At 51.1% G+C, this 20,556-nt stretch carries 18 protein-coding genes and 1 CRISPR repeat array; of the genes, 14 read left to right on the top strand and 4 right to left on the bottom strand.

The features are described from left to right. Positions 1 to 2 precede the first annotated feature (2 nt). From HGD79_RS20825 to queD, 3 genes are all read right to left on the bottom strand, one after another. On the bottom strand, positions 3 to 263 hold the full coding sequence (locus HGD79_RS20825; protein ID WP_000109367.1) for a ferredoxin family protein: 261 nt from the start codon (positions 261 to 263) through the stop codon (positions 3 to 5). After that, a complete protein-coding gene (locus HGD79_RS20830) occupies positions 254 to 1,525 on the bottom strand; it encodes an FAD-dependent oxidoreductase (protein ID WP_001299098.1) in 1,272 nt (423 codons plus the stop codon). The genes HGD79_RS20825 and HGD79_RS20830 overlap by 10 nt, the downstream gene beginning before the upstream one ends. Before the next feature lie 77 nt (positions 1,526 to 1,602). Continuing rightward, a complete protein-coding gene (gene queD, locus HGD79_RS20835) occupies positions 1,603 to 1,965 on the bottom strand; it encodes a 6-carboxytetrahydropterin synthase QueD (RefSeq protein WP_000108294.1) in 363 nt (120 codons plus the stop codon). Positions 1,966 to 2,283: 318 nt separating this feature from the next. Here queD and cysJ point away from each other — a divergent pair, with 318 nt between their 5' ends. From cysJ to cas2e, 13 genes are all read left to right on the top strand, one after another. Further along, positions 2,284 to 4,083, top strand: a complete 1,800-nt coding sequence (cysJ, locus tag HGD79_RS20840) for an NADPH-dependent assimilatory sulfite reductase flavoprotein subunit (protein WP_000211897.1) — start codon at positions 2,284 to 2,286, stop codon at positions 4,081 to 4,083. Beyond that, positions 4,083 to 5,795 carry an assimilatory sulfite reductase (NADPH) hemoprotein subunit gene (gene cysI, locus HGD79_RS20845; RefSeq protein WP_001290706.1) on the top strand — a complete coding sequence of 571 codons (1,713 nt, stop codon included), beginning with the start codon at positions 4,083 to 4,085 and terminating at the stop codon, positions 5,793 to 5,795. The genes cysJ and cysI overlap by 1 nt, the downstream gene beginning before the upstream one ends. Before the next feature lie 73 nt (positions 5,796 to 5,868). Beyond that, on the top strand, positions 5,869 to 6,603 hold the full coding sequence (gene cysH / locus HGD79_RS20850; RefSeq protein ID WP_000039848.1) for a phosphoadenosine phosphosulfate reductase: 735 nt from the start codon (positions 5,869 to 5,871) through the stop codon (positions 6,601 to 6,603). A 248-nt stretch (positions 6,604 to 6,851) separates the two neighbouring features. Beyond that, positions 6,852 to 8,221 (top strand): IS3-like element IS150 family transposase gene (locus HGD79_RS20855; protein WP_087522250.1). Its coding sequence is split into 2 segments (ribosomal slippage): positions 6,852 to 7,332 and positions 7,332 to 8,221, totalling 1,371 coding nucleotides; the frame shifts between segments, so codons are not numbered across the junction. A gap of 92 nt (positions 8,222 to 8,313) precedes the next feature. Beyond that, positions 8,314 to 8,466, top strand: coding sequence for a Hok/Gef family protein (locus HGD79_RS20860; RefSeq protein ID WP_000956458.1), 153 nt, complete (start codon positions 8,314 to 8,316; stop codon positions 8,464 to 8,466). Positions 8,467 to 8,659: 193 nt separating this feature from the next. Beyond that, complete coding sequence (locus HGD79_RS20865) at positions 8,660 to 11,359, top strand: CRISPR-associated helicase/endonuclease Cas3 (protein WP_096147483.1); 2,700 nt, start codon at positions 8,660 to 8,662, stop codon at positions 11,357 to 11,359. Positions 11,360 to 11,456: 97 nt separating this feature from the next. After that, complete coding sequence (gene casA / locus HGD79_RS20870; protein ID WP_001084087.1) at positions 11,457 to 13,019, top strand: type I-E CRISPR-associated protein Cse1/CasA; 1,563 nt, start codon at positions 11,457 to 11,459, stop codon at positions 13,017 to 13,019. Continuing rightward, positions 13,016 to 13,549, top strand: coding sequence for a type I-E CRISPR-associated protein Cse2/CasB (gene casB / locus HGD79_RS20875; protein ID WP_000029313.1), 534 nt, complete (start codon positions 13,016 to 13,018; stop codon positions 13,547 to 13,549). The genes casA and casB overlap by 4 nt, the downstream gene beginning before the upstream one ends. 14 nt (positions 13,550 to 13,563) lie before the next feature. Continuing rightward, positions 13,564 to 14,637, top strand: coding sequence for a type I-E CRISPR-associated protein Cas7/Cse4/CasC (gene cas7e / locus HGD79_RS20880; protein ID WP_000206406.1), 1,074 nt, complete (start codon positions 13,564 to 13,566; stop codon positions 14,635 to 14,637). Between the two features lie 10 nt (positions 14,638 to 14,647). Beyond that, positions 14,648 to 15,394, top strand: a complete 747-nt coding sequence (gene cas5e, locus HGD79_RS20885) for a type I-E CRISPR-associated protein Cas5/CasD (RefSeq protein WP_021534495.1) — start codon at positions 14,648 to 14,650, stop codon at positions 15,392 to 15,394. Further along, positions 15,376 to 16,026 (top strand): type I-E CRISPR-associated protein Cas6/Cse3/CasE, encoded by a 651-nt coding sequence (cas6e, locus tag HGD79_RS20890; RefSeq protein ID WP_021534494.1) that lies wholly within the window; start codon positions 15,376 to 15,378, stop codon positions 16,024 to 16,026. Before cas5e ends, cas6e begins: the two co-directional genes overlap by 19 nt. After that, the gene (cas1e, locus tag HGD79_RS20895) at positions 16,023 to 16,943 is read left to right on the top strand and encodes a type I-E CRISPR-associated endonuclease Cas1e (RefSeq protein ID WP_021499365.1); all 921 of its coding nucleotides are present in this window, start codon (positions 16,023 to 16,025) and stop codon (positions 16,941 to 16,943) included. Before cas6e ends, cas1e begins: the two co-directional genes overlap by 4 nt. Then, a complete protein-coding gene (gene cas2e / locus HGD79_RS20900) occupies positions 16,943 to 17,236 on the top strand; it encodes a type I-E CRISPR-associated endoribonuclease Cas2e (protein ID WP_000063179.1) in 294 nt (97 codons plus the stop codon). Before cas1e ends, cas2e begins: the two co-directional genes overlap by 1 nt. A 96-nt stretch (positions 17,237 to 17,332) precedes the next feature. Beyond that, positions 17,333 to 18,277: direct repeats of the CRISPR family, unit length 29 nt; unit sequence GTGTTCCCCGCGCCAGCGGGGATAAACCG. Positions 18,278 to 18,358: 81 nt separating this feature from the next. Here cas2e and iap read toward each other — a convergent pair. Continuing rightward, positions 18,359 to 19,396, bottom strand: a complete 1,038-nt coding sequence (gene iap / locus HGD79_RS20905) for an alkaline phosphatase isozyme conversion aminopeptidase (RefSeq protein WP_000490402.1) — start codon at positions 19,394 to 19,396, stop codon at positions 18,359 to 18,361. Positions 19,397 to 19,647: 251 nt separating this feature from the next. Between iap and cysD the strand changes: the two genes are divergently transcribed. Then, positions 19,648 to 20,556, top strand: coding sequence for a sulfate adenylyltransferase subunit CysD (cysD, locus tag HGD79_RS20910; protein WP_000372392.1), 909 nt, complete (start codon positions 19,648 to 19,650; stop codon positions 20,554 to 20,556).

Raw genomic sequence — 20,556 nt, forward strand, 5'->3', positions numbered from 1 at the left:
ATTTATCCAAAGCGGTAGGTGATGCCGAATCCGGAAGGCGGATAGCGCCACTGTTGTAGTGTGGATTCGTCGCACAGCAAACGGCAGGTGCCACACTCCAGGCAGCCGTGATAATCAACGCGTAAGTCACCTTCCGGTGTGAGCGAAAAAAGACCTGCCGGACAGGCGTTAATCAACCGTTGTACCATCTGACGCTCAACGGAGTCAGCCGGAACAATGTGCGGCGCATCAGCAACGCGCCAGAGATTATGGGCTACAGACATCGCAGACTCCTGATAACATCGCCCGCCAGATGCCACAGGCCATGACGACGTAAATGACGCCAGAATAACTGGCGCAGCGGTGGAACAGGTTTATCACCCTGATCCCATAAATCGCGGGAAATATCCTGCATTAACGCAGGCCACGCCCGATACCAGCCAGGGCGTTGCAAAAGCGCCGGAACATGCTGATAACGTTGTAGAACATCCCATAGCAGGCTGCGCTCTACGTTGTGATGATAAAGCGCAAACAGATTTTGCGGCTCGCGGTGCTGGCAGGCGCTTATCAGCGTTTGTGCCGCCGCCTGCGCGCCAGTCAGCGCCATATCCATGCCGCGCACGGAAATTCCGGTATTGACGCAACTGCGCAACGCATCGCCCACCAGCAGCCAGCCGTTACCGGCGTATTGCACCGGCATACTGTGCAAGCCACCTTCTGGCACCAGATGCGCACCATACTCCAGTGATTCCGTGTTTTTGATAAGCGGGCGCACTGCCGGATGCGCTTTAAAGCGAGTCAGCAGCTCGCTTGCCGGAACACGACTTTGCGTAAGGGAAGAGAGCGGGCAAACAATCCCTAACGAGAGCGTTTGTTGATTAGTATAAAGAAATGCGCCGCCGGGTAAGTCATCACAGATCCTGCCGCTGAACAGCAACGCTGCGCCTTCGTTATTCTCCAGATGAAAACGTTCTTCAATAGCGGATGGTTCCAGCGACAGCACTTCTTTGATCCCCAACGCCATCGCTTCACCAGCAGGACGAGTCACTAACCCGTGACGCTCAGCCAGGACGCTGTTGGCACCTTCTGCCAGCACCACATAACGGGCACGGAGAATATCGTCACCACAAATGACACCACACACCCTGCCGTTTTCTTCATACAGTGCATCCACCGTCGCTCCGGGGATGCATTCGACACCTTCTTCTTCGGCTTCGGCAACCAGCCACGGATCGAACCGTGCACGTAATACACTCCAGGATTCACCGCCGGGCTGTAAGCTGGAAAACGTCGTTGCGCCATCGGGCGTTAACAGGGAAAGGCTTTCGTGAGTGATGCGTCGTTCAAGAGGCGCGGTCAGATGAAATTGCGGGAGGAGTTCCGCGAGTGCATGGGTATATAACCGCCCGCCGGAAAGATTTTTGCTGCCGGGGATTTCAGCGCGTTCCAGTAACAAAACGGATAAACCCGCTCGCGCGCAGCGTAACGCGCAAGCGGTGCCTGCAATACCGGCACCAATAATAATAATGTCGCAGTCGTCTTCCATGTCATGCCCCAGATATCCAGAACACAACACCCTAACATAGCGTTACTTAAGGGAAATTGACCGCCGACACACTCTTATCATTCGCCGCGATAGATACAACCAGCGGTGCAGGTTTCTTTTACCATCACCGCACTTAACAGCGGCACAACGGGTTTAACCTGATCCCAAATCCATTTTGCTAAAACTTCGCTGGTTGGGTTTTCCAGACCTGGAATATCATTGAGATAATGGTGATCGAGGCGCTCATAAGTTGGCTTAAACGCCGCTTTTAGTTCAGCGAAATCGATAATCCAGCCCGTATGCGGATCGACTTCCCCGGTAATTTCCAGTCGCACCATAAAGGAATGCCCGTGCAGGCGACCACATTTATGCCCTTCCGGGACGTGTGGTAAGCGGTGAGCGGCTTCGAAGGTGAAATCTTTAAATAACGTGGTGGACATCATAATTTCTCTACAGGACGATAAAACCGCCGTAGAGTACCGGAAAGGCTGTTTTTTCGCATTATCTAAAACGACTTTGTTGCGCAAAATCGCTGATTTATCTTAATGATTGGCTAAATTCATTTGTTTTTCATTAGGTTGGTTAATCTATTTTGTTGTTAAAGACTATTGCTAAAACAGGTTAGTCGATTTGGTTATTAGTTATCGCTATCCCGTCTTTAATCCACACCGTTCACCCCGTTAACCTTACCTTCTCTTCTGTTTTATGGGCGCTGACAGGGCGCAGAAACAGCTTTGCTTACTGGAACATAACGACGCATGACGACACAGGTCCCACCTTCCGCGTTGCTTCCGTTGAACCCGGAGCAACTGGCACGCCTTCAGGCGGCCACGACCGATTTAACTCCCACCCAGCTTGCCTGGGTTTCTGGCTATTTCTGGGGCGTACTCAATCAGCAGCCTGCTGCGCTTGCAGCGACGCCAGCGCCAGCCGCAGAAATGCCGGGTATAACTATTATCTCCGCCTCGCAAACCGGCAATGCGCGCCGGGTTGCTGAAGCATTACGCGATGATTTATTAGCAGCAAAACTGAACGTTAAGCTGGTGAACGCGGGCGACTATAAATTCAAACAAATCGCCAGCGAAAAACTGCTTATCGTGGTGACGTCAACGCAAGGAGAAGGGGAACCGCCGGAAGAAGCCGTCGCGCTGCATAAGTTCCTGTTCTCCAAAAAAGCGCCGAAGCTGGAAAACACCGCATTTGCCGTGTTTAGCCTCGGCGATAGCTCTTATGAATTTTTCTGCCAGTCCGGGAAAGATTTTGACAGCAAGCTGGCGGAACTGGGCGGTGAACGCCTGCTCGACCGTGTCGATGCCGATGTTGAATACCAGGCTGCTGCCAGCGAGTGGCGCGCCCGCGTGGTTGATGCGCTTAAATCGCGTGCGCCTGTCGCGGCACCTTCGCAATCCGTCGCTACTGGCGCGGTAAATGAAATCCACTCCAGCCCGTACAGCAAAGACGCTCCGCTGGTGGCGAGCCTTTCGGTTAACCAGAAAATTACCGGACGTAACTCTGAAAAAGACGTTCGCCATATCGAAATTGACTTAGGTGACTCGGGCCTGCGTTACCAGCCGGGTGACGCGCTGGGCGTCTGGTATCAGAACGATCCGGCACTGGTGAAAGAACTTGTCGAACTGCTGTGGCTGAAAGGCGATGAACCTGTCACCGTCGAGGGCAAAACGTTGCCTCTGAACGAAGCGCTACAGTGGCACTTCGAACTGACCGTCAACACCGCCAACATTGTTGAGAATTACGCCACGCTTACCCGCAGTGAAACACTGCTGCCGCTGGTGGGCGATAAAGCGAAGTTACAGCATTACGCCGCGACGACGCCGATTGTCGACATGGTGCGTTTCTCTCCGGCGCAACTGGATGCCGAAGCGCTGATTAATCTGCTGCGCCCGCTGACCCCGCGCCTGTATTCCATCGCCTCCTCGCAGGCGGAAGTCGAGAACGAAGTACACGTCACCGTTGGTGTGGTGCGTTACGACGTGGAAGGCCGAGCCCGTGCCGGTGGTGCCTCCAGCTTCCTCGCGGATCGCGTGGAAGAAGAGGGCGAAGTCCGCGTATTTATCGAACATAACGATAACTTTCGCCTGCCCGCTAACCCGGAAACCCCGGTGATTATGATTGGCCCAGGCACCGGTATTGCGCCGTTCCGCGCCTTTATGCAGCAACGCGCCGCCGACGAAGCGCCAGGTAAAAACTGGCTGTTCTTTGGTAATCCGCACTTTACGGAAGACTTCCTGTACCAGGTGGAGTGGCAGCGCTACGTCAAAGATGGCGTGCTGACACGTATCGATCTTGCCTGGTCGCGCGACCAAAAAGAAAAAGTTTACGTACAAGACAAACTGCGCGAACAGGGCGCGGAGCTGTGGCGCTGGATCAATGATGGTGCCCACATTTATGTCTGCGGCGACGCTAATCGCATGGCGAAAGACGTTGAGCAGGCACTTCTGGAAGTGATTGCCGAATTTGGTGGCATGGACACCGAAGCGGCGGATGAATTTTTAAGTGAGCTGCGCGTAGAGCGCCGTTATCAGCGAGATGTCTACTAATGAGCGAAAAACATCCAGGGCCTTTAGTGGTCGAAGGAAAACTGACAGACGCCGAGCGCATGAAGCTTGAAAGCAACTACCTGCGCGGCACCATTGCGGAAGATTTAAACGACGGTCTGACCGGCGGCTTTAAGGGCGATAACTTCCTGCTGATCCGCTTCCACGGCATGTATCAGCAGGATGACCGCGACATCCGCGCCGAACGTGCTGAACAGAAGCTGGAGCCGCGCCACGCGATGCTGCTTCGCTGTCGTCTGCCGGGTGGGGTGATTACCACTAAACAGTGGCAGGCGATCGACAAATTTGCCGGTGAAAACACCATCTATGGCAGCATTCGCCTGACCAACCGCCAGACGTTTCAGTTCCACGGCATTCTGAAAAAGAACGTCAAACCGGTGCACCAGATGCTGCACTCGGTCGGTCTTGATGCGCTGGCGACAGCTAACGACATGAACCGTAACGTACTCTGCACCTCGAACCCTTACGAGTCGCAGCTGCACGCGGAAGCGTACGAGTGGGCGAAGAAGATTTCTGAGCATCTGTTGCCTCGTACCCGCGCGTATGCGGAGATCTGGCTCGACCAGGAAAAAGTCGCCACTACTGATGAAGAACCGATCCTTGGTCAGACCTACCTGCCGCGTAAGTTCAAAACCACGGTAGTGATCCCGCCGCAGAACGATATCGATCTGCATGCCAACGACATGAACTTCGTGGCAATCGCCGAAAACGGCAAGCTGGTAGGCTTCAACCTGCTGGTGGGCGGTGGGCTTTCTATCGAACACGGCAACAAGAAAACCTACGCCCGCACGGCGAGCGAGTTTGGCTATCTGCCGCTGGAGCATACGCTGGCGGTGGCGGAAGCCGTCGTGACAACTCAGCGTGACTGGGGTAACCGAACCGATCGTAAAAATGCCAAAACCAAATACACGCTGGAGCGCGTGGGGGTTGAGACGTTTAAAGCGGAAGTGGAGCGTCGCGCGGGGATCAAATTTGAACCGATCCGTCCATATGAGTTCACCGGACGAGGCGATCGTATTGGCTGGGTTAAGGGCATTGATGATAACTGGCACCTGACGCTGTTTATCGAAAATGGTCGCATCCTTGATTATCCGGGGCGTCCGCTGAAAACCGGCCTGCTGGAGATCGCGAAGATCCACAAAGGCGATTTCCGCATTACGGCGAACCAGAATCTGATCATCGCCGGTGTACCGGAAAGCGAGAAAGCGAAGATCGAGAAGATCGCCAAAGAGAGCGGTTTAATGAATGCCGTCACGCCGCAGCGTGAAAACTCGATGGCCTGCGTGTCATTCCCGACTTGCCCGCTGGCGATGGCGGAAGCAGAGCGTTTCCTGCCGTCTTTTATCGACAACATCGATAATTTAATGGCGAAACATGGTGTCAGCGATGAGCATATCGTGATGCGTGTAACAGGCTGCCCGAACGGTTGTGGTCGCGCGATGCTGGCGGAAGTGGGCCTGGTGGGTAAAGCACCGGGTCGCTACAATCTGCATCTTGGCGGCAACCGCATTGGGACACGTATCCCACGGATGTATAAAGAAAACATCACCGAGCCGGAAATCCTGGCGTCGCTTGATGAACTGATAGGGCGCTGGGCGAAAGAGCGCGAAGCGGGTGAAGGCTTCGGCGACTTTACGGTGCGTGCGGGCATCATTCGCCCGGTGCTCGATCCGGCGCGCGATTTGTGGGATTAACCATCAGCCCGGTCTTGTAGGCCTGATAAGACGCGTGAGCGTCGCATCAGGCAAGGCAAACAGTGAGGAATCTATGTCCAAACTCGATCTAAACGCCCTGAACGAACTGCCGAAGGTAGATCGCATTCTGGCGCTGGCAGAAACTAACGCCGAACTGGAAAAACTGGACGCTGAAGGCCGCGTTGCCTGGGCGCTGGATAATCTGCCCGGTGAATATGTACTTTCTTCCAGCTTTGGCATTCAGGCGGCGGTGAGCCTGCATCTGGTGAATCAGATTCACCCGGATATTCCGGTGATCCTCACCGACACCGGCTATCTGTTCCCGGAAACCTACCGCTTTATTGACGAGTTAACGGACAAACTCAAGCTCAACCTGAAAGTGTACCGCGCTACCGAAAGCGCCGCCTGGCAGGAAGCACGCTACGGCAAACTGTGGGAACAGGGCGTTGAAGGCATTGAAAAGTACAATGAAATCAACAAAGTCGAACCGATGAACCGGGCGCTGAAAGAACTGAATGCGCAAACGTGGTTTGCTGGCCTGCGCCGCGAACAATCCGGCAGCCGCGCCAATTTACCGGTGCTGGCAATTCAGCGTGGCGTATTTAAAGTGCTGCCGATTATCGACTGGGATAACCGAACGATATATCAGTATCTGCAAAAACATGGCCTGAAATATCACCCATTATGGGACGAAGGATATTTATCGGTGGGCGATACCCATACAACCCGTAAATGGGAACCTGGCATGTCGGAAGAAGAAACACGTTTCTTTGGCTTAAAAAGGGAATGTGGATTGCACGAAGGGTAAATATTGCCGGATAAATTAAACGCCTCTGTCAGAAATGATGGGGGCGTTTTTATTTTGCGAGCAGTATTCCTGATTTTAAACGTGAACGCCGCTGGAAGAATTATCAGGTATAGAATGGCGTCGGGTGCTTGAGGCTGTCTGGCGTTAAGCATTCGCGAGGTTCCAGATGGACAAAAGCCCCAGGCGATATTTCTATCAACCTGTACTGCACCCATTTTGTTGGACGATGAAATGGAATAGCCCCTGATATGTCAAAGCCAAAATACCCTTTTGAAAAGCGCCTTGAAGTCGTGAATCACTACTTCACTACTGATGATGGTTACAGGATCATCTCGGCACGTTTTGGTGTCCCCCGAACCCAGGTCAGGACATGGGTTGCCCTCTATGAAAAACATGGAGAAAAAGGTTTAATTCCCAAACCTAAAGGTGTTAGTGCTGATCCTGAGTTGCGTATTAAGGTCGTGAAAGCGGTGATCGAGCAGCACATGTCCCTTAATCAGGCTGCTGCTCACTTTATGCTTGCTGGTAGTGGTTCTGTAGCCAGGTGGCTGAAGGTTTATGAAGAGCGCGGAGAAGCTGGTTTACGCGCGCTCAAGATTGGCACCAAAAGAAACATTGCAATATCAGTTGATCCAGAAAAAGCGGCATCAGCATTGGAGCTGTCAAAAGACCGACGCATTGAGGATCTTGAAAGGCAAGTTCGATTTCTTGAAACGCGGCTTGTGTATCTAAAAAAGCTGAAAGCCTTAGCTCATCCCACGAAAAAGTGAAAGTACTCAACGAGCTAAGGCAGTTTTATCCTCTTGATGAGCTTCTCAGGGCTGCGGAGATACCGCGCAGTACGTTTTATTACCATCTAAAGGCTCTCAGCAAGCCTGACAAGTATGCGGACGTTAAAAAGCGTATTGGTGAGATTTATCATGAGAATAGAGGCCGATACGGATACCGTAGGGTAACGCTGTCTCTTCATCGAGAAGGGAAACAGATTAACCATAAAGCTGTTCAGCGCCTGATGGGAATCCTCTCACTGAAGGCAGCGATTAAGGTCAAGCGATACCGCTCTTACAGAGGAGAGGTAGGGCAAACCGCCCCCAATGTTCTCCAAAGAGATTTCAAGGCTACGCGGCCAAACGAGAAGTGGGTTACCGATGTTACTGAATTTGCAGTCAATGGGCGCAAGCTGTATTTGTCTCCAGTAATAGATCTCTTCAACAACGAAGTTATTTCTTACAGCCTTTCGGAAAGACCAGTGATGAACATGGTCGAGAATATGCTCGATCAGGCATTCAAAAAGCTTAATCCTCACGAGCATCCTGTTCTGCACTCTGACCAGGGATGGCAGTATCGTATGAGAAGATATCAAAATATCCTTAAAGAACATGGTATTAAACAAAGCATGTCCAGAAAAGGCAATTGTCTGGATAATGCTGTGGTGGAGTGTTTCTTTGGAACCTTAAAGTCGGAGTGTTTTTATCTTGATGAGTTCAGTAATATAAGCGAGCTGAAGGATGCTGTTACGGAATATATTGAATACTACAACAGCAGAAGAATTAGCCTGAAATTAAAAGGTCTGACTCCAATTGAATATCGGAATCAGACCTATATGCCTCGTGTTTAACTGTCCAACTTTCTGGGGTCAGTACAACCTGAGGCTTACGTTCGAACCCAAACAATTCGAATGTTAGTCTCTTCTTTGCAGGGAGGCAAGACATGCTGACAAAATATGCCCTTGTGGCAATCATCGTACTGTGTTGTACAGTACTGGGATTCACGCTGATGGTAGGTGACTCGTTGTGTGAGTTGAGTATCAGAGAACGTGGTATGGAGTTTAAGGCAGTTCTCGCTTACGAATCGAAGAAGTAGCCACCACGCGGGGGTAAAACCCCGCGTACTGAATTGTGATGGTTTGGTCTCCTGCACCCTTTTTTAAAATTTATATTTTTTATGTGAATATATAGTCTCTATTTATTATTATGAATTTCAAATGAAAATCATTAATTTATTCATAATGTAAATGTTTTATTGGCTGATATATATCACAGATAATTTTTAAAATATGCGTAAATATCCTTTAAGTTTACTGAAGGATAAAAATATTGTGACTTTTTTTGATTTCTGGGGAAAAACCCGACGCGGCGAGAAAGACGGGGGCGACGACTATCACCTTCTTTGCTGGCATTCGCTGGATGTAGCCGCGATGGGCTATTTAATGGTTAAAAGAAATTGCTTCGGGCTGGCTGATTATTTTCGTCAATTAGGGATTTCTGACAAGGAACAGGCGGCTCAATTTTTCGCCTGGTTGCTGTGCTGGCACGATATTGGAAAATTTGCCCGCTCTTTTCAACAACTTTACCTGCCCCCTGAACTCAAGATTCAGGAAAGTGTCAGAAAAAATTACGAAAAAATCTCTCATTCAACGCTGGGCTACTGGTTGTGGAATCATTATTTAAGTGAATGTCAGGAGTTACTTCCTTCATCTTCGCTCTCTCCGCGCAAACTTAGGCGAGTGATAGAAATGTGGATGCCCGTGACGACAGGGCATCATGGTCGGCCCCCTGATCGTATGGATGAATTGGATAATTTTCTGCCTGAAGACAAAGCTGCAGCACGAGATTTTCTCCTTGCAATCAAGGCACTGTTTCCGCGAATAGAGATCCCCGCATTCTGGGATGATGACGAGGGCATTGAACTTATAAAACACCTTTCCTGGTATATCTCTGCAACCGTCGTACTCGCAGACTGGACAGGTTCGTCAACGCGATTTTTTCCACGCGTCGCACAGGCAATGGATATTAAACATTACTGGCAGAAGGCTTTAGTGCAGGCTCAAAACGCATTAACCGTCTTTCCTCCAAAAGCAGAAACCGCACCTTTCACCGGAATTAATACACTGTTTCCTTTTATTGAGAATCCGACACCGTTACAGCAAAAGGTGCTGGATCTGGATATCAGCCAGCCAGGACCGCAGTTATTTATTCTGGAAGATGTGACTGGCGCAGGTAAAACAGAAGCGGCGCTTATCCTGGCGCACAGGTTGATAGCTGCGGGGAAAGCTCAGGGGCTGTTTTTTGGTCTGCCAACAATGGCAACGGCCAATGCCATGTACGATCGGCTGGTCAAAACCTGGCTTTCTTTCTATTCGCCAGAATCTCGCCCCAGCCTGGTGCTGGCACACAGTGCCCGCACATTAATGGACCGCTTTAATGAATCACTCTGGTCCGGTGATTTAATCGGGTCAGAAGAACCGGATGAACAAGCTTTCAGCCAGGGTTGTGCGGCCTGGTTTGCCGACAGTAACAAGAAGGCGTTGCTGGCTGAAATTGGCGTCGGCACCCTGGATCAGGCGATGATGGCAGTGATGCCGTTTAAACATAATAATCTGCGGCTTCTGGGGCTGAGTAACAAAATCCTGCTGGCTGATGAGATCCACGCCTGTGACGCTTACATGTCGTGCATTCTTGAAGGGCTGATCGAGCGGCAGGCGCGTGGCGGAAACAGCGTTATTTTGCTTTCTGCTACGTTATCTCAACAGCAGCGCGACAAACTCGTCGCCGCCTTTGCGCGTGGTGCAGAGGGCCAGCAAGAAGCCCCACTCCTGGGAAAAGATGATTACCCCTGGCTGACGCATGTCACGAAAACCGATGTACATTCGCACCGGGTAGCGACGCGCAAAGAAGTTGAACGTAGCGTGAGCGTGGGTTGGCTCCATAGTGAACAAGAGTGTATTGCGCGTATCGAATCGGCGGTAAGTCAGGGGAAATGCATCGCCTGGATTCGGAATTCTGTTGATGACGCTATTCAGGTGTATCGTCAGCTGCTTGCCCGCGGCGTCATTCCTGCTTCCAGCCTTTCACTTTTTCATAGCCGCTTTGCTTTTAGCGATCGCCAGCGAATTGAAACGGAAACGCTGGCACGCTTTGGTAAATATTGTAGTTTACAGAGAGCGTCACAAGTCATTGTTTGTACACAAGTAATTGAACAAAGCGTGGATATTGACCTGGACGAAATGATCTCCGACTTGGCCCCCATTGATTTGCTAATCCAGCGAGCGGGGCGATTACAGCGGCATATCCGCGATATTAATGGTCAGTTAAAGCGTGACGGAAAAGACGAGCGTTCCCCCCCTGAATTGCTGATTCTGGCCCCCGTCTGGGATGACGCTCCTGGTGACGAATGGTTCGGCAGTGCCATGCGTAACAGTGCATATGTCTATCCCGATCATGGGCGAATCTGGCTGACGCAGCGTGTGCTGCGTGAGCAAGGCGCTATTCAGATGCCACACGCAGCCCGGCTTCTTATTGAATCAGTTTACGGTGAGGACGTGGTAATGCCGGAAGGATTTGCCCGCAGCGAGCAGGAGCAAGTGGGCAAATATTACTGTGATCGCGCAAGGGCTAAAAAGTATGTGCTGAACTTCAGGCCCGGCTATGCCGCCAATATCAACGATTACCTTCCGGAAAAACTGTCGACACGTCTGGCTGAAGAGTCTGTTTCCCTGTGGCTGGCTACCTGTATTGACGGTGTGGTGAAGCCTTATGCCACCGGTGCTCACGCATGGGAAATGAGCGTTGTCAGAGTGCGCCGAAGCTGGTGGAAAAAACATCGGGATGAGTTTTCTTTACTGGAAGGGGATGCGTTCAGGCAGTGGTGCGTTGAACAGCGGCAAGATCCGGAAATGGCAAACGTGATTTTAGTCACCGATGACGAAAGTTGCGGGTATTCGGCCAGGGAGGGATTGATTGGCAAGGTTGGTTGAGATGTCTGCGACAGGACTCTCTGAATAGTTGATATACAGAAAAGGATGGAAGGATGGACAACCGACCTGGGATGGTCTTTTTTACGAGAGGATGCGTATGAACTCGTTTTCACTTCTGACAACCCCGTGGTTGCCCGTTCGTTTTAAAGACGGAACGACAGGCAAACTGGCACCAGTCGATCTGGCTGATGAAAATGTTGTCGATATCGCTGCGCCGCGGGCAGATCTCCAGGGGGCGGCCTGGCAGTTTTTGTTGGGGCTACTACAAACCAGCTTCGCGCCAAAAGATCAACGTCGTTGGGATGATATCTGGGAAGACGGACTGGAAGCTGAAAAGCTAAGGGAAGCATTGCTGTCTTTAGAACATGCTTTTCAGTTTGGGCCAGATTCCCCTTCATTTATGCAGGATTTTGATGAATTAAAAGTTAAGGCAACTTCTATTGCTTCGCTTCTTCCTGACGCACCAGGAAAACAAACAAAAGAACGAAATACAGACCATTTTATTAAGCGAGACACAACTCAGCATCTGTGCCTGCATTGTGTGCCTTTAGCGCTTTTTTCAATCCAGTTGAATGCACCTATAGGTGGACGCGGTTACTATCCTGGGCTACGTGGCGGAGGGCCTCTGACGACACTTATAGAATTGCTGGAGTATCAGGGCAATCAACAAACCCCTTTGTGGCGAAAGCTGTGGCTAAACGTAATGCCGCAAGATGAAGCCGATTTACCTTTACCAAAAACCTTTGATGACCTGGTCTTTCCTTGGCTTGCACCGACGCGTACCAGCGAACTGGACGGTGCTGTGGTAACGGATGAACAAGTCAATAAACTTCAGGCCTACTGGGGAATGCCACGACGTATACGTATTGATTTTAAGACAACCTCAATAGGTAACTGCGACATTTGCGGTAGGCAGAGCGATGCTCTTTTGGGCTTGATGTCACTCAAAAACTATGGTGTTCAATACGTCATGTGGCGCCATCCTCTAACACCTTACCGTCTGCCGCTTAAAGAGGGTGGAGATTTTTACTCAGTTAAACCACAACCTGGTGGTTTAATCTGGCGCGACTGGTTAGGCCTCATAGAGGTAGGTAACTCAAAAAACAATACTGAACTCCCCGCACAGGTCGTGAAACTTTTGAATGCCAGCAATCTAAAGCAGACAAGGGTGGGCTTATGGGGATTTGGTTTTGATTTTGAAGATATGAAGGTTCGTTGTTGGTATGAACACCATTTCCCGCTGTTGTTAAACAAAAAAGAAGACCTAATACCTAAGTTGCGTCTGGCAGCGCAAGCGGCATCACACATTCTAAGCTTGTTACACCGAGCGTTGAAAGAAGCATGGTTCTCTGAGAAGAAAACCACAAAGCTTGATTTCGGTTTTGTGGATATTGACTTCTGGAACAAAACTCAGCATCGATTCCTGAGATTAGTGCGCAAAATTGAAGAAGGTCAGGATCCGTACGAATTACTCAGTAAATGGCAAAAGGAAATGTGGTTATTCGCGCGTCAGGATTTTGACGATCGTGTCTTTACCAATCCATATGAGCCCGTTGATTTGGAACGCGTCATGACCGCACGCAAGAAATATTTTACAACATCAGCGGAGAAGCAAAATGCTAACGCCGCCAGGGAGAAAAAGCAGGAGGCTGCTGAATGAGTATTGTAAAAGATGAGCATAAAGTTGCGCTGCGTAAATGGCATGAAGAGTTGCAGGATAAACGCGGCGAGCGTGCCAGTCTGCGGCGTAGTACGACGGTTAATGATGTTTGTCTGACGGATGGATTTCGCCTGTTTCTTAAGAACAGACAAATAAAGTGGCAGGATGAACCCGAGTGGCGTATCACCGCACTAGCGCTGATAGCAGCAGTTAGCGCCAATGTTAAAGCTATTGACGAACGGCAGCCTTTTGCCGCGCAACTGGCGGCGGTAATGAAAAAGGGGCGGTTTACTCGTTTGTTGGCAGTAAAAACGCCGGATGATTTATTGCGGCAGTTACGCCGTGCGGTCAAATTATTAAACGGTTCCGTCAATCTTGACTCTCTGGCAGAGGGGGTCTTCCGCTGGTGCCAGGAGAGCGATGACCTGCTCAATCATCACCGCCGCCAGCAGCGACCAACAGAATTTATCCGTATCCGCTGGGCGCTGGAATATTACCAGGCTGGCGACGCCGATAACGAACAAAATTAATAAAGGACTATCTCATGACAACATTTATTCAGCTTCATTTGTTAACCGCTTACCCTGCTGCCAATCTTAACCGTGATGATTCCGGCTCTCCGAAAACTGTGATTCTGGGTGGAGCAACGCGTCTGCGCGTTTCCTCGCAAAGTCTGAAGCGTGCTTGGCGCACTTCTGAACTTTTTGAACAGGCGCTGGCGGGCCATATTGGTGTTCGTAGCGGGCGTATTGCGCGTGAGGCGGCAACTATCCTGATTGAGAAAGGAATCGAAGATAAAAAAGCCATCGAATGGGCAGTAGAGATAGCCGATTATCTTGGGAAAGCCAAAAAAGACAAAAAACAAAAAAACGACAAAAAACCAAAAGATCCGCTCACTAGCGCCGAAACTGAACAGCTCGTCCATATCAGCCCGGCAGAATTTGACGCCGTAAAAGCGCTGGCCCATCAACTGGCAGAAGAAAAGCGCGCGCCAAAAGAGAAAGATCTCGCTTTGTTACGTAAAGACCGTATGGCGGTAGATATCGCTATGTTTGGTCGTATGCTGGCGAAAAAACCCGGGTTTAATGTAGAAGCCGCCTGCCAGGTCGCGCATGCGTTTGGTGTCAGTGAAACGATTGTCGAAAATGATTTTTTCACCGCCGTAGATGATTTACGCCAGGCTTCTGAAGATGCCGGTGCCGGTCATGTAGATGAAACCGGATTCGGTTCTGCGCTGTTCTACACCTATATCTGCATTGATAAAGATCTGCTGGTAGAAAACCTCGGCGGTGACGAAGCGTTAGCTAATCAGACCATACGTGCCTTTACGGAAGCCGCACTTAAAGTCTCCCCAACCGGCAAACAGAACAGCTTTGCCAGCCGTGCCTACGCCTCCTGGGCGCTGGCAGAAAAAGGCACCGATCAACCACGCTCTCTGGCGGCGGCTTTCTATGAACCCATTAATGGCACACGTCAGTTAGATGTGGCGGTGCAGCGTATTACAACGCTTCGCGAAAACATGAATACGGTCTACGAACAGAAGACCGAATGCGCAAGTTTTGACGTGATGAACAAACAGGGAAGCATGAAGGACGTGCTGGACTTTATCTGCGCGTAAGGGGCGGCTTATGAGCCAATATCTGATTTTTCAGCTTCATGGACCGATGGCGTCCTGGGGGGTCGATGCTCCAGGTGAAGTTCGTCATACCCATGAACTTCCTTCGCGCTCAGCATTGCTGGGGCTACTGGCTGCCGGGGTAGGGATTCGGCGTGATGATACCGAACGCTTAAACGCGTTTAATCGCCACTATTCACTGGTGGTTTGCGCCAGCCGTAACCCGCGCTGGGCACGGGATTATCACACGGTCCAGATGCCAAAAGAGGTGCGTAAAGCACGTTATTTCAGCCGTCGCGAAGAGTTGAGCGACCCTGAGCTTTTGAGCGCGATTATCTCCCGGCGCGACTACTACACCGATGCCTGGTGGATGGTGGCGGTGGCAACAACAGCCGATGCGCCTTACAGCCTCGAACAGTTGCAGGACGGTTTACGCCATCCAGTTTTTCCGCTTTATCTGGGGCGAAAAAGTCATCCGCTGGCATTACCTCTTGCGCCGTTACTGCTCGAAGGCAACGCGTGTGATGCCTTATGTAATGCATACCAACAGTATCAGGATCATTTCCATAAACTGAAAGTCTCACTCCCGAAACTTCAGGATGAATGCTGGTGGGAAGGGGAGCACGACGGCCTGGTCGCGAGCAAAATATTGCGCCGCCGGGATGTTCCTTTAAATCGTCAGCAATGGCTGTTTGGGGAACGCACCGTCAATCATGGGCCGTGGCTCAGCAAGGAGGAACCATGTACCTCTCAAGAATAACCTTACATACCGGCCAGCTTTCGCCTGCACAATTGCTGCATCTGGTGGATCGCGGTGAATATGTGATGCATCAGTGGTTGTGGGATCTCTTCCCTGGCGGCAAAGACAGGCAATTTCTTTATCGTCGGGAAGAACTTCAGGGTGCGTTTCGCTTTTTTGTCCACTCGCAGGAACGCCCGGCGGAAAGTGATATTTTCACCATCGAATGCCGACCATTTGCGCCAGAGTTGCGTACCGGACAATCGCTTTGTTTCAACCTGCGGGCGAATCCAACAATCTGTAAAGCGGGCAAGCGCCACGATCTGCTGATGGAGGCGAAACGGCAGGTGAAGGGGCAGGCGGAAGGGCGTGATATCTGGTTGCATCAACAACAGGCGGCGCTGGACTGGCTGGCAGCGCAGGGGGAAAGAAGTGGTTTTACACTACTGGATACCTCGGTTGATGCCTACCGACAACAACAACTCCGGCGGGAAAACACCCGGCAACTGATCCAGTTCAGTAGCGTGGATTATACGGGGATGCTTACGGTCACCGATCCCGGGTTATTTCTGCAACGTCTCAGTCAGGGGTATGGCAAAAGCCGGGCGTTCGGCTGTGGTCTGATGCTGATCAAACCCGGAGCAGAGGCGTGACGTTTGTACCACTGAGTCCGATCCCGTTAAAAGATCGCACCTCCATGATCTTCCTCCAGTACGGTCAAATCGACGTACTGGACGGTGCTTTCGTGCTGATCAACAAAACCGGGATCCGCACGCACATTCCGGTGGGATCGGTCGCCTGCATTATGCTCGAACCGGGAACGAGAGTTTCCCACACGGCGGTGCATCTGGCCGCCACGGTGGGGACGCTACTGGTCTGGGTCGGTGAAGCGGGTGTTCGCGTCTACTCTTCCGGACAACCCGGTGGGGCGCGTGCTGATAAGTTACTCTACCAGGCAAAGCTGGCTTTAACGGAAGATCTACGCCTGAAGGTGGTGCGCAAAATGTATGAATTACGTTTTCGTGAGCCACCGCCAGCTCGCCGTTCAGTGGAGCAGCTACGTGGAATTGAGGGATCTCGCGTTCGCCAGACGTATGCATTACTGGCGAAACAATATGGTGTGAAATGGAATGGTCGCAAATACGATCCTAAAGACTGGGAAAAAGGCGATGTTGTGAATCGCTGCATCAGTGCTGCTACATCATGTCTGTACGGTATATCTGAAGCGGCAGTATTAGCCGCGGGATATGCGCCCGCTATTGGGTTTATCCATAGTGGCAAACCGCTTTCATTTGTTTATGACATAGCCGATATCATTAAATTTGATTCGGTTGTACCAAAGGCATTTGAAATAGCGGCGAGGCAACCCGCAGAACCTGATAAAGAAGTCAGATTAGCCTGTCGTGATATTTTCCGTAGCACTAAGTTAACGGGCAAATTAATACCGTTAATTGAGGAAGTCCTTGCCGCAGGTGAAATTGAACCGCCACAACCTGCGCCGGATATGTTACCGCCAGCCATCCCCGAACCTGAAACGTTGGGCGATAGCGGTCATCGAGGACGCGGCTGATGAGCATGGTCGTGGTTGTTACAGAAAATGTCCCGCCGCGCTTACGTGGACGGCTCGCAATCTGGCTACTGGAAGTGCGTGCCGGTGTGTATGTTGGTGATACATCAAAACGTATTCGGGAGATGATCTGGCAGCAAATTACCCAACTGGCAGGTTGTGGAAATGTGGTCATGGCCTGGGCGACAAATACTGAGTCTGGTTTTGAGTTTCAGACCTGGGGCAAAAACAGACGTATTCCGGTGGATTTGGATGGGTTACGTTTGGTTTCTTTTCTTCCTGTTGATAATCAATAAGTTAGACGTTCTTTAAAAATAAGGAAATGTTTGAATTTAGTTGGTAGATTGTTGATGTGGAATAAATTTGTTTAAAAACAGATATGTATGCTTAGTGTGTTCCCCGCGCCAGCGGGGATAAACCGCGCGAGCTATCTCCGGTTATATCACTACTCCTGTGTTCCCCGCGCCAGCGGGGATAAACCGGAATATCGGGTGCCAGCCTGGACGCTGGCCGAGTGTTCCCCGCGCCAGCGGGGATAAACCGACGCGAATCGGCGGTTTTGAGCGGGTAGCAAAGTGTTCCCCGCGCCAGCGGGGATAAACCGGCAAACAGCTAACCACCGCCGGGGCGGTTTCCGTGTTCCCCGCGCCAGCGGGGATAAACCGCGATGATGTAATAATTAGAGCAGAATCCAGTTGTGTTCCCCGCGCCAGCGGGGATAAACCGCAAAATTTAAAATCATTTAAGCTTGTAAAACCGTGTTCCCCGCGCCAGCGGGGATAAACCGGGTACACGGATATTCTGTCTAAAAGTTAACTAGTGTTCCCCGCGCCAGCGGGGATAAACCCGCGTCTCGAGCGCGGGACGATTCAAAACCAGCGTGTTCCCCGCGCCAGCGGGGATAAACCGAATGACTTTATCGACCGCCCGATCGATGTTCAGTGTTCCCCGCGCCAGCGGGGATAAACCGCTCCGCTCTGTGTTCGATAAACTCATCCAGCAGTGTTCCCCGCGCCAGCGGGGATAAACCGACGAAAATCGCCGCCGGTGTCCTCGCTGATCAGTGTTCCCCGCGCCAGCGGGGATAAACCGGACTCAACCGCGCTTCCCGGCCTCACCACTGCGTGTTCCCCGCGCCAGCGGGGATAAACCGGAGAAGAAGCTCCTGAGCTAACCGTTGAAGAGCGTGTTCCCCGCGCCAGCGGGGATAAACCGCCAAAGAAGAACAACGAGCCAACTGGTTTCAGGTGTTCCCCGCGCCAGCGGGGATAAACCGGCAATTTGTTGTCCGCGATCCGGTACGCGCGTGTGTTCCCCGCGCCAGCGGGGATAAACCGGGCGCACTGGATGCGATGATGGATATCACTTAGAATTCCCCGCCCCTGCGGTAGAACTCCCAGCTCCCATTTTCAAACCCATCAAGACGCCTTCGCCAGCTCCTTCACCAACGGTAGCATTATCCGCATAACGTCACGGCAGCGACGTTCTATTCTTCCAGGAAGTGCCTTATCAATATGCTGTTGATTATCCAGTCTTACGTCATGCCAGCTATTTCCCGCAGGGAATGCGGCTGTTTTTGCGCGTTGCTGATAACCATCCTTATTCCCAAGATTCCAGTTAGTCGCTTCCACCGAAAGTACAGCAATGCCCGCTTTGTCGAATATTTCTGCGTCATTACAACACCCAGTGCCTTTCGGATAATTTTTATTCAAACCCGGATTGGTCGTTGCGGCTATTCCGTGACTGCGCGCAATTGCCAGCGCCCTGTCGCGCGTTAATTTCCTTACTGCTTCAGGGGTTTTTACACCGCTGTTGAAATACAATTTATCGCCAACAATTAAGTTATCGAGATTAATCACCAGCAGCGTATTTTTCTTTTCGGTGTCACTCATCCGCTTGAGTAAATTCTCAGCGCCTAATTTCCCTTCCTCTTCGCCGCTGGTCGCCACAAATCGAATACCATACTCGGTAGGCGTATTTTTCAGGCGTTCTGCCAACTCCAGCATGACACCTAAACCTGCGGCGTTATCATCCATTCCTTGTAACGTCAGCCCGCCGAGATTGGCATCGGCGTCAGCATCGCTCAGCGGGGCGTAAGTATCCAGATGCGCCATAATGATGATCTGCTGCGGCGCTTTGCCTTCATGAGCGGCAATCACCGTACTTCCTGTCACGTTATGCCAGTTCTTGCGATTATCGCGGGCGGTATAAATATACCGACTATTAAATGTCCGAATATCACTGCGATAACCCATTTGCTGAAACTGTTGGCGAATATAATCGGCAGATAACATTTCTGCTGGAGTTCCGGTCATGCGTCCCGGAAAGAAAGTAGCAATATGTCGTGCCTGGGTATTAGCAAAATCGCCAGGTTTAGGTGACGAGGCGTGTACGGGGAGAATAAAGCATACGCCGAGCGCCAGGGCAGCGGTACGGTGGCGCAATGCGGAAAACATAGTGAGTCCTTAAATACCATGCAAATTTTTTTACCGCCATAGTATGAAACTGCCGCTGCGCTAAAACAATTTCAAATCTTCCTAAACGCCCGAAATCCGGTGCCTTAAGCACTTTTTGATATTAGCTTTGCCAAATCGTTATTCCGTTAAGGAACTACTCATTCTAATTGGTAATTTCATTCGTTCTCTTACGCTCCCTATAGTCGAAACATCTGATGGCAAGAAAATAGCGGTATTGCAAAGGAACGGTTATGGATCAAAAACGACTTACTCACCTGCGGCAACTGGAGGCGGAAAGCATCCACATTATTCGCGAGGTGGCGGCAGAATTCTCAAATCCGGTGATGCTCTACTCTATCGGTAAAGATTCCAGCGTCATGCTGCATTTGGCGCGCAAGGCGTTTTATCCAGGTACGCTGCCTTTCCCCTTGCTGCATGTCGATACCGGCTGGAAATTCCGCGAGATGTATGAGTTCCGCGATCGTACGGCGAAAGCCTACGGCTGCGAGCTGCTGGTGCATAAAAACCCGGAAGGCGTGGCGATGGGGATTAATCCATTCGTGCACGGCAGCGCGAAACATACCGATATTATGAAGACCGAAGGCCTGAAGCAGGCGCTGAATAAATACGGTTTTGATGCCGCCTTCGGTGGTGCGCGCCGCGACGAAGAGAAATCCCGTGCTAAAGAGCGTATCTACTCTTTCCGTGATCGCTTCCATCGCTGGGACCCGAAAAATCAGCGCCCGGAGCTGTGGCACAACTACAACGGGCAAATTAACAAAGGCGAAAGCATCCGCGTCTTCCCGCTCTCTAACTGGACCGAGCAGGATATCTGGCAATACATCTGGCTGGAAAATATCGACATTGTTCCGCTATATCTCGCTGCGGAACGTCCGGTTCTGGAACGCGACGGTATGTTGATGATGATTGATGACAACCGTATCGACCTGCAACCGGGCGAAGTGATTAAAAAACGGATGGTGCGTTTCCGTACGCTGGGCTGCTGGCCGCTGACCGGTGCGGTGGAGTCAAATGCACAAACACTGCCGGAGATCATCGAAGAGATGCTGGTTTCCACCACCAGTGAACGTCAGGGCCGCGTGATTGACCGCGACCAGGCGGGGTCTATGGAGCTGAAAAAACGTCAGGGGTATTTTTAA

Source organism: Escherichia sp. SCLE84, assembly GCF_012584495.1.
Lineage (GTDB): Bacteria > Pseudomonadota > Gammaproteobacteria > Enterobacterales > Enterobacteriaceae > ECMA0423.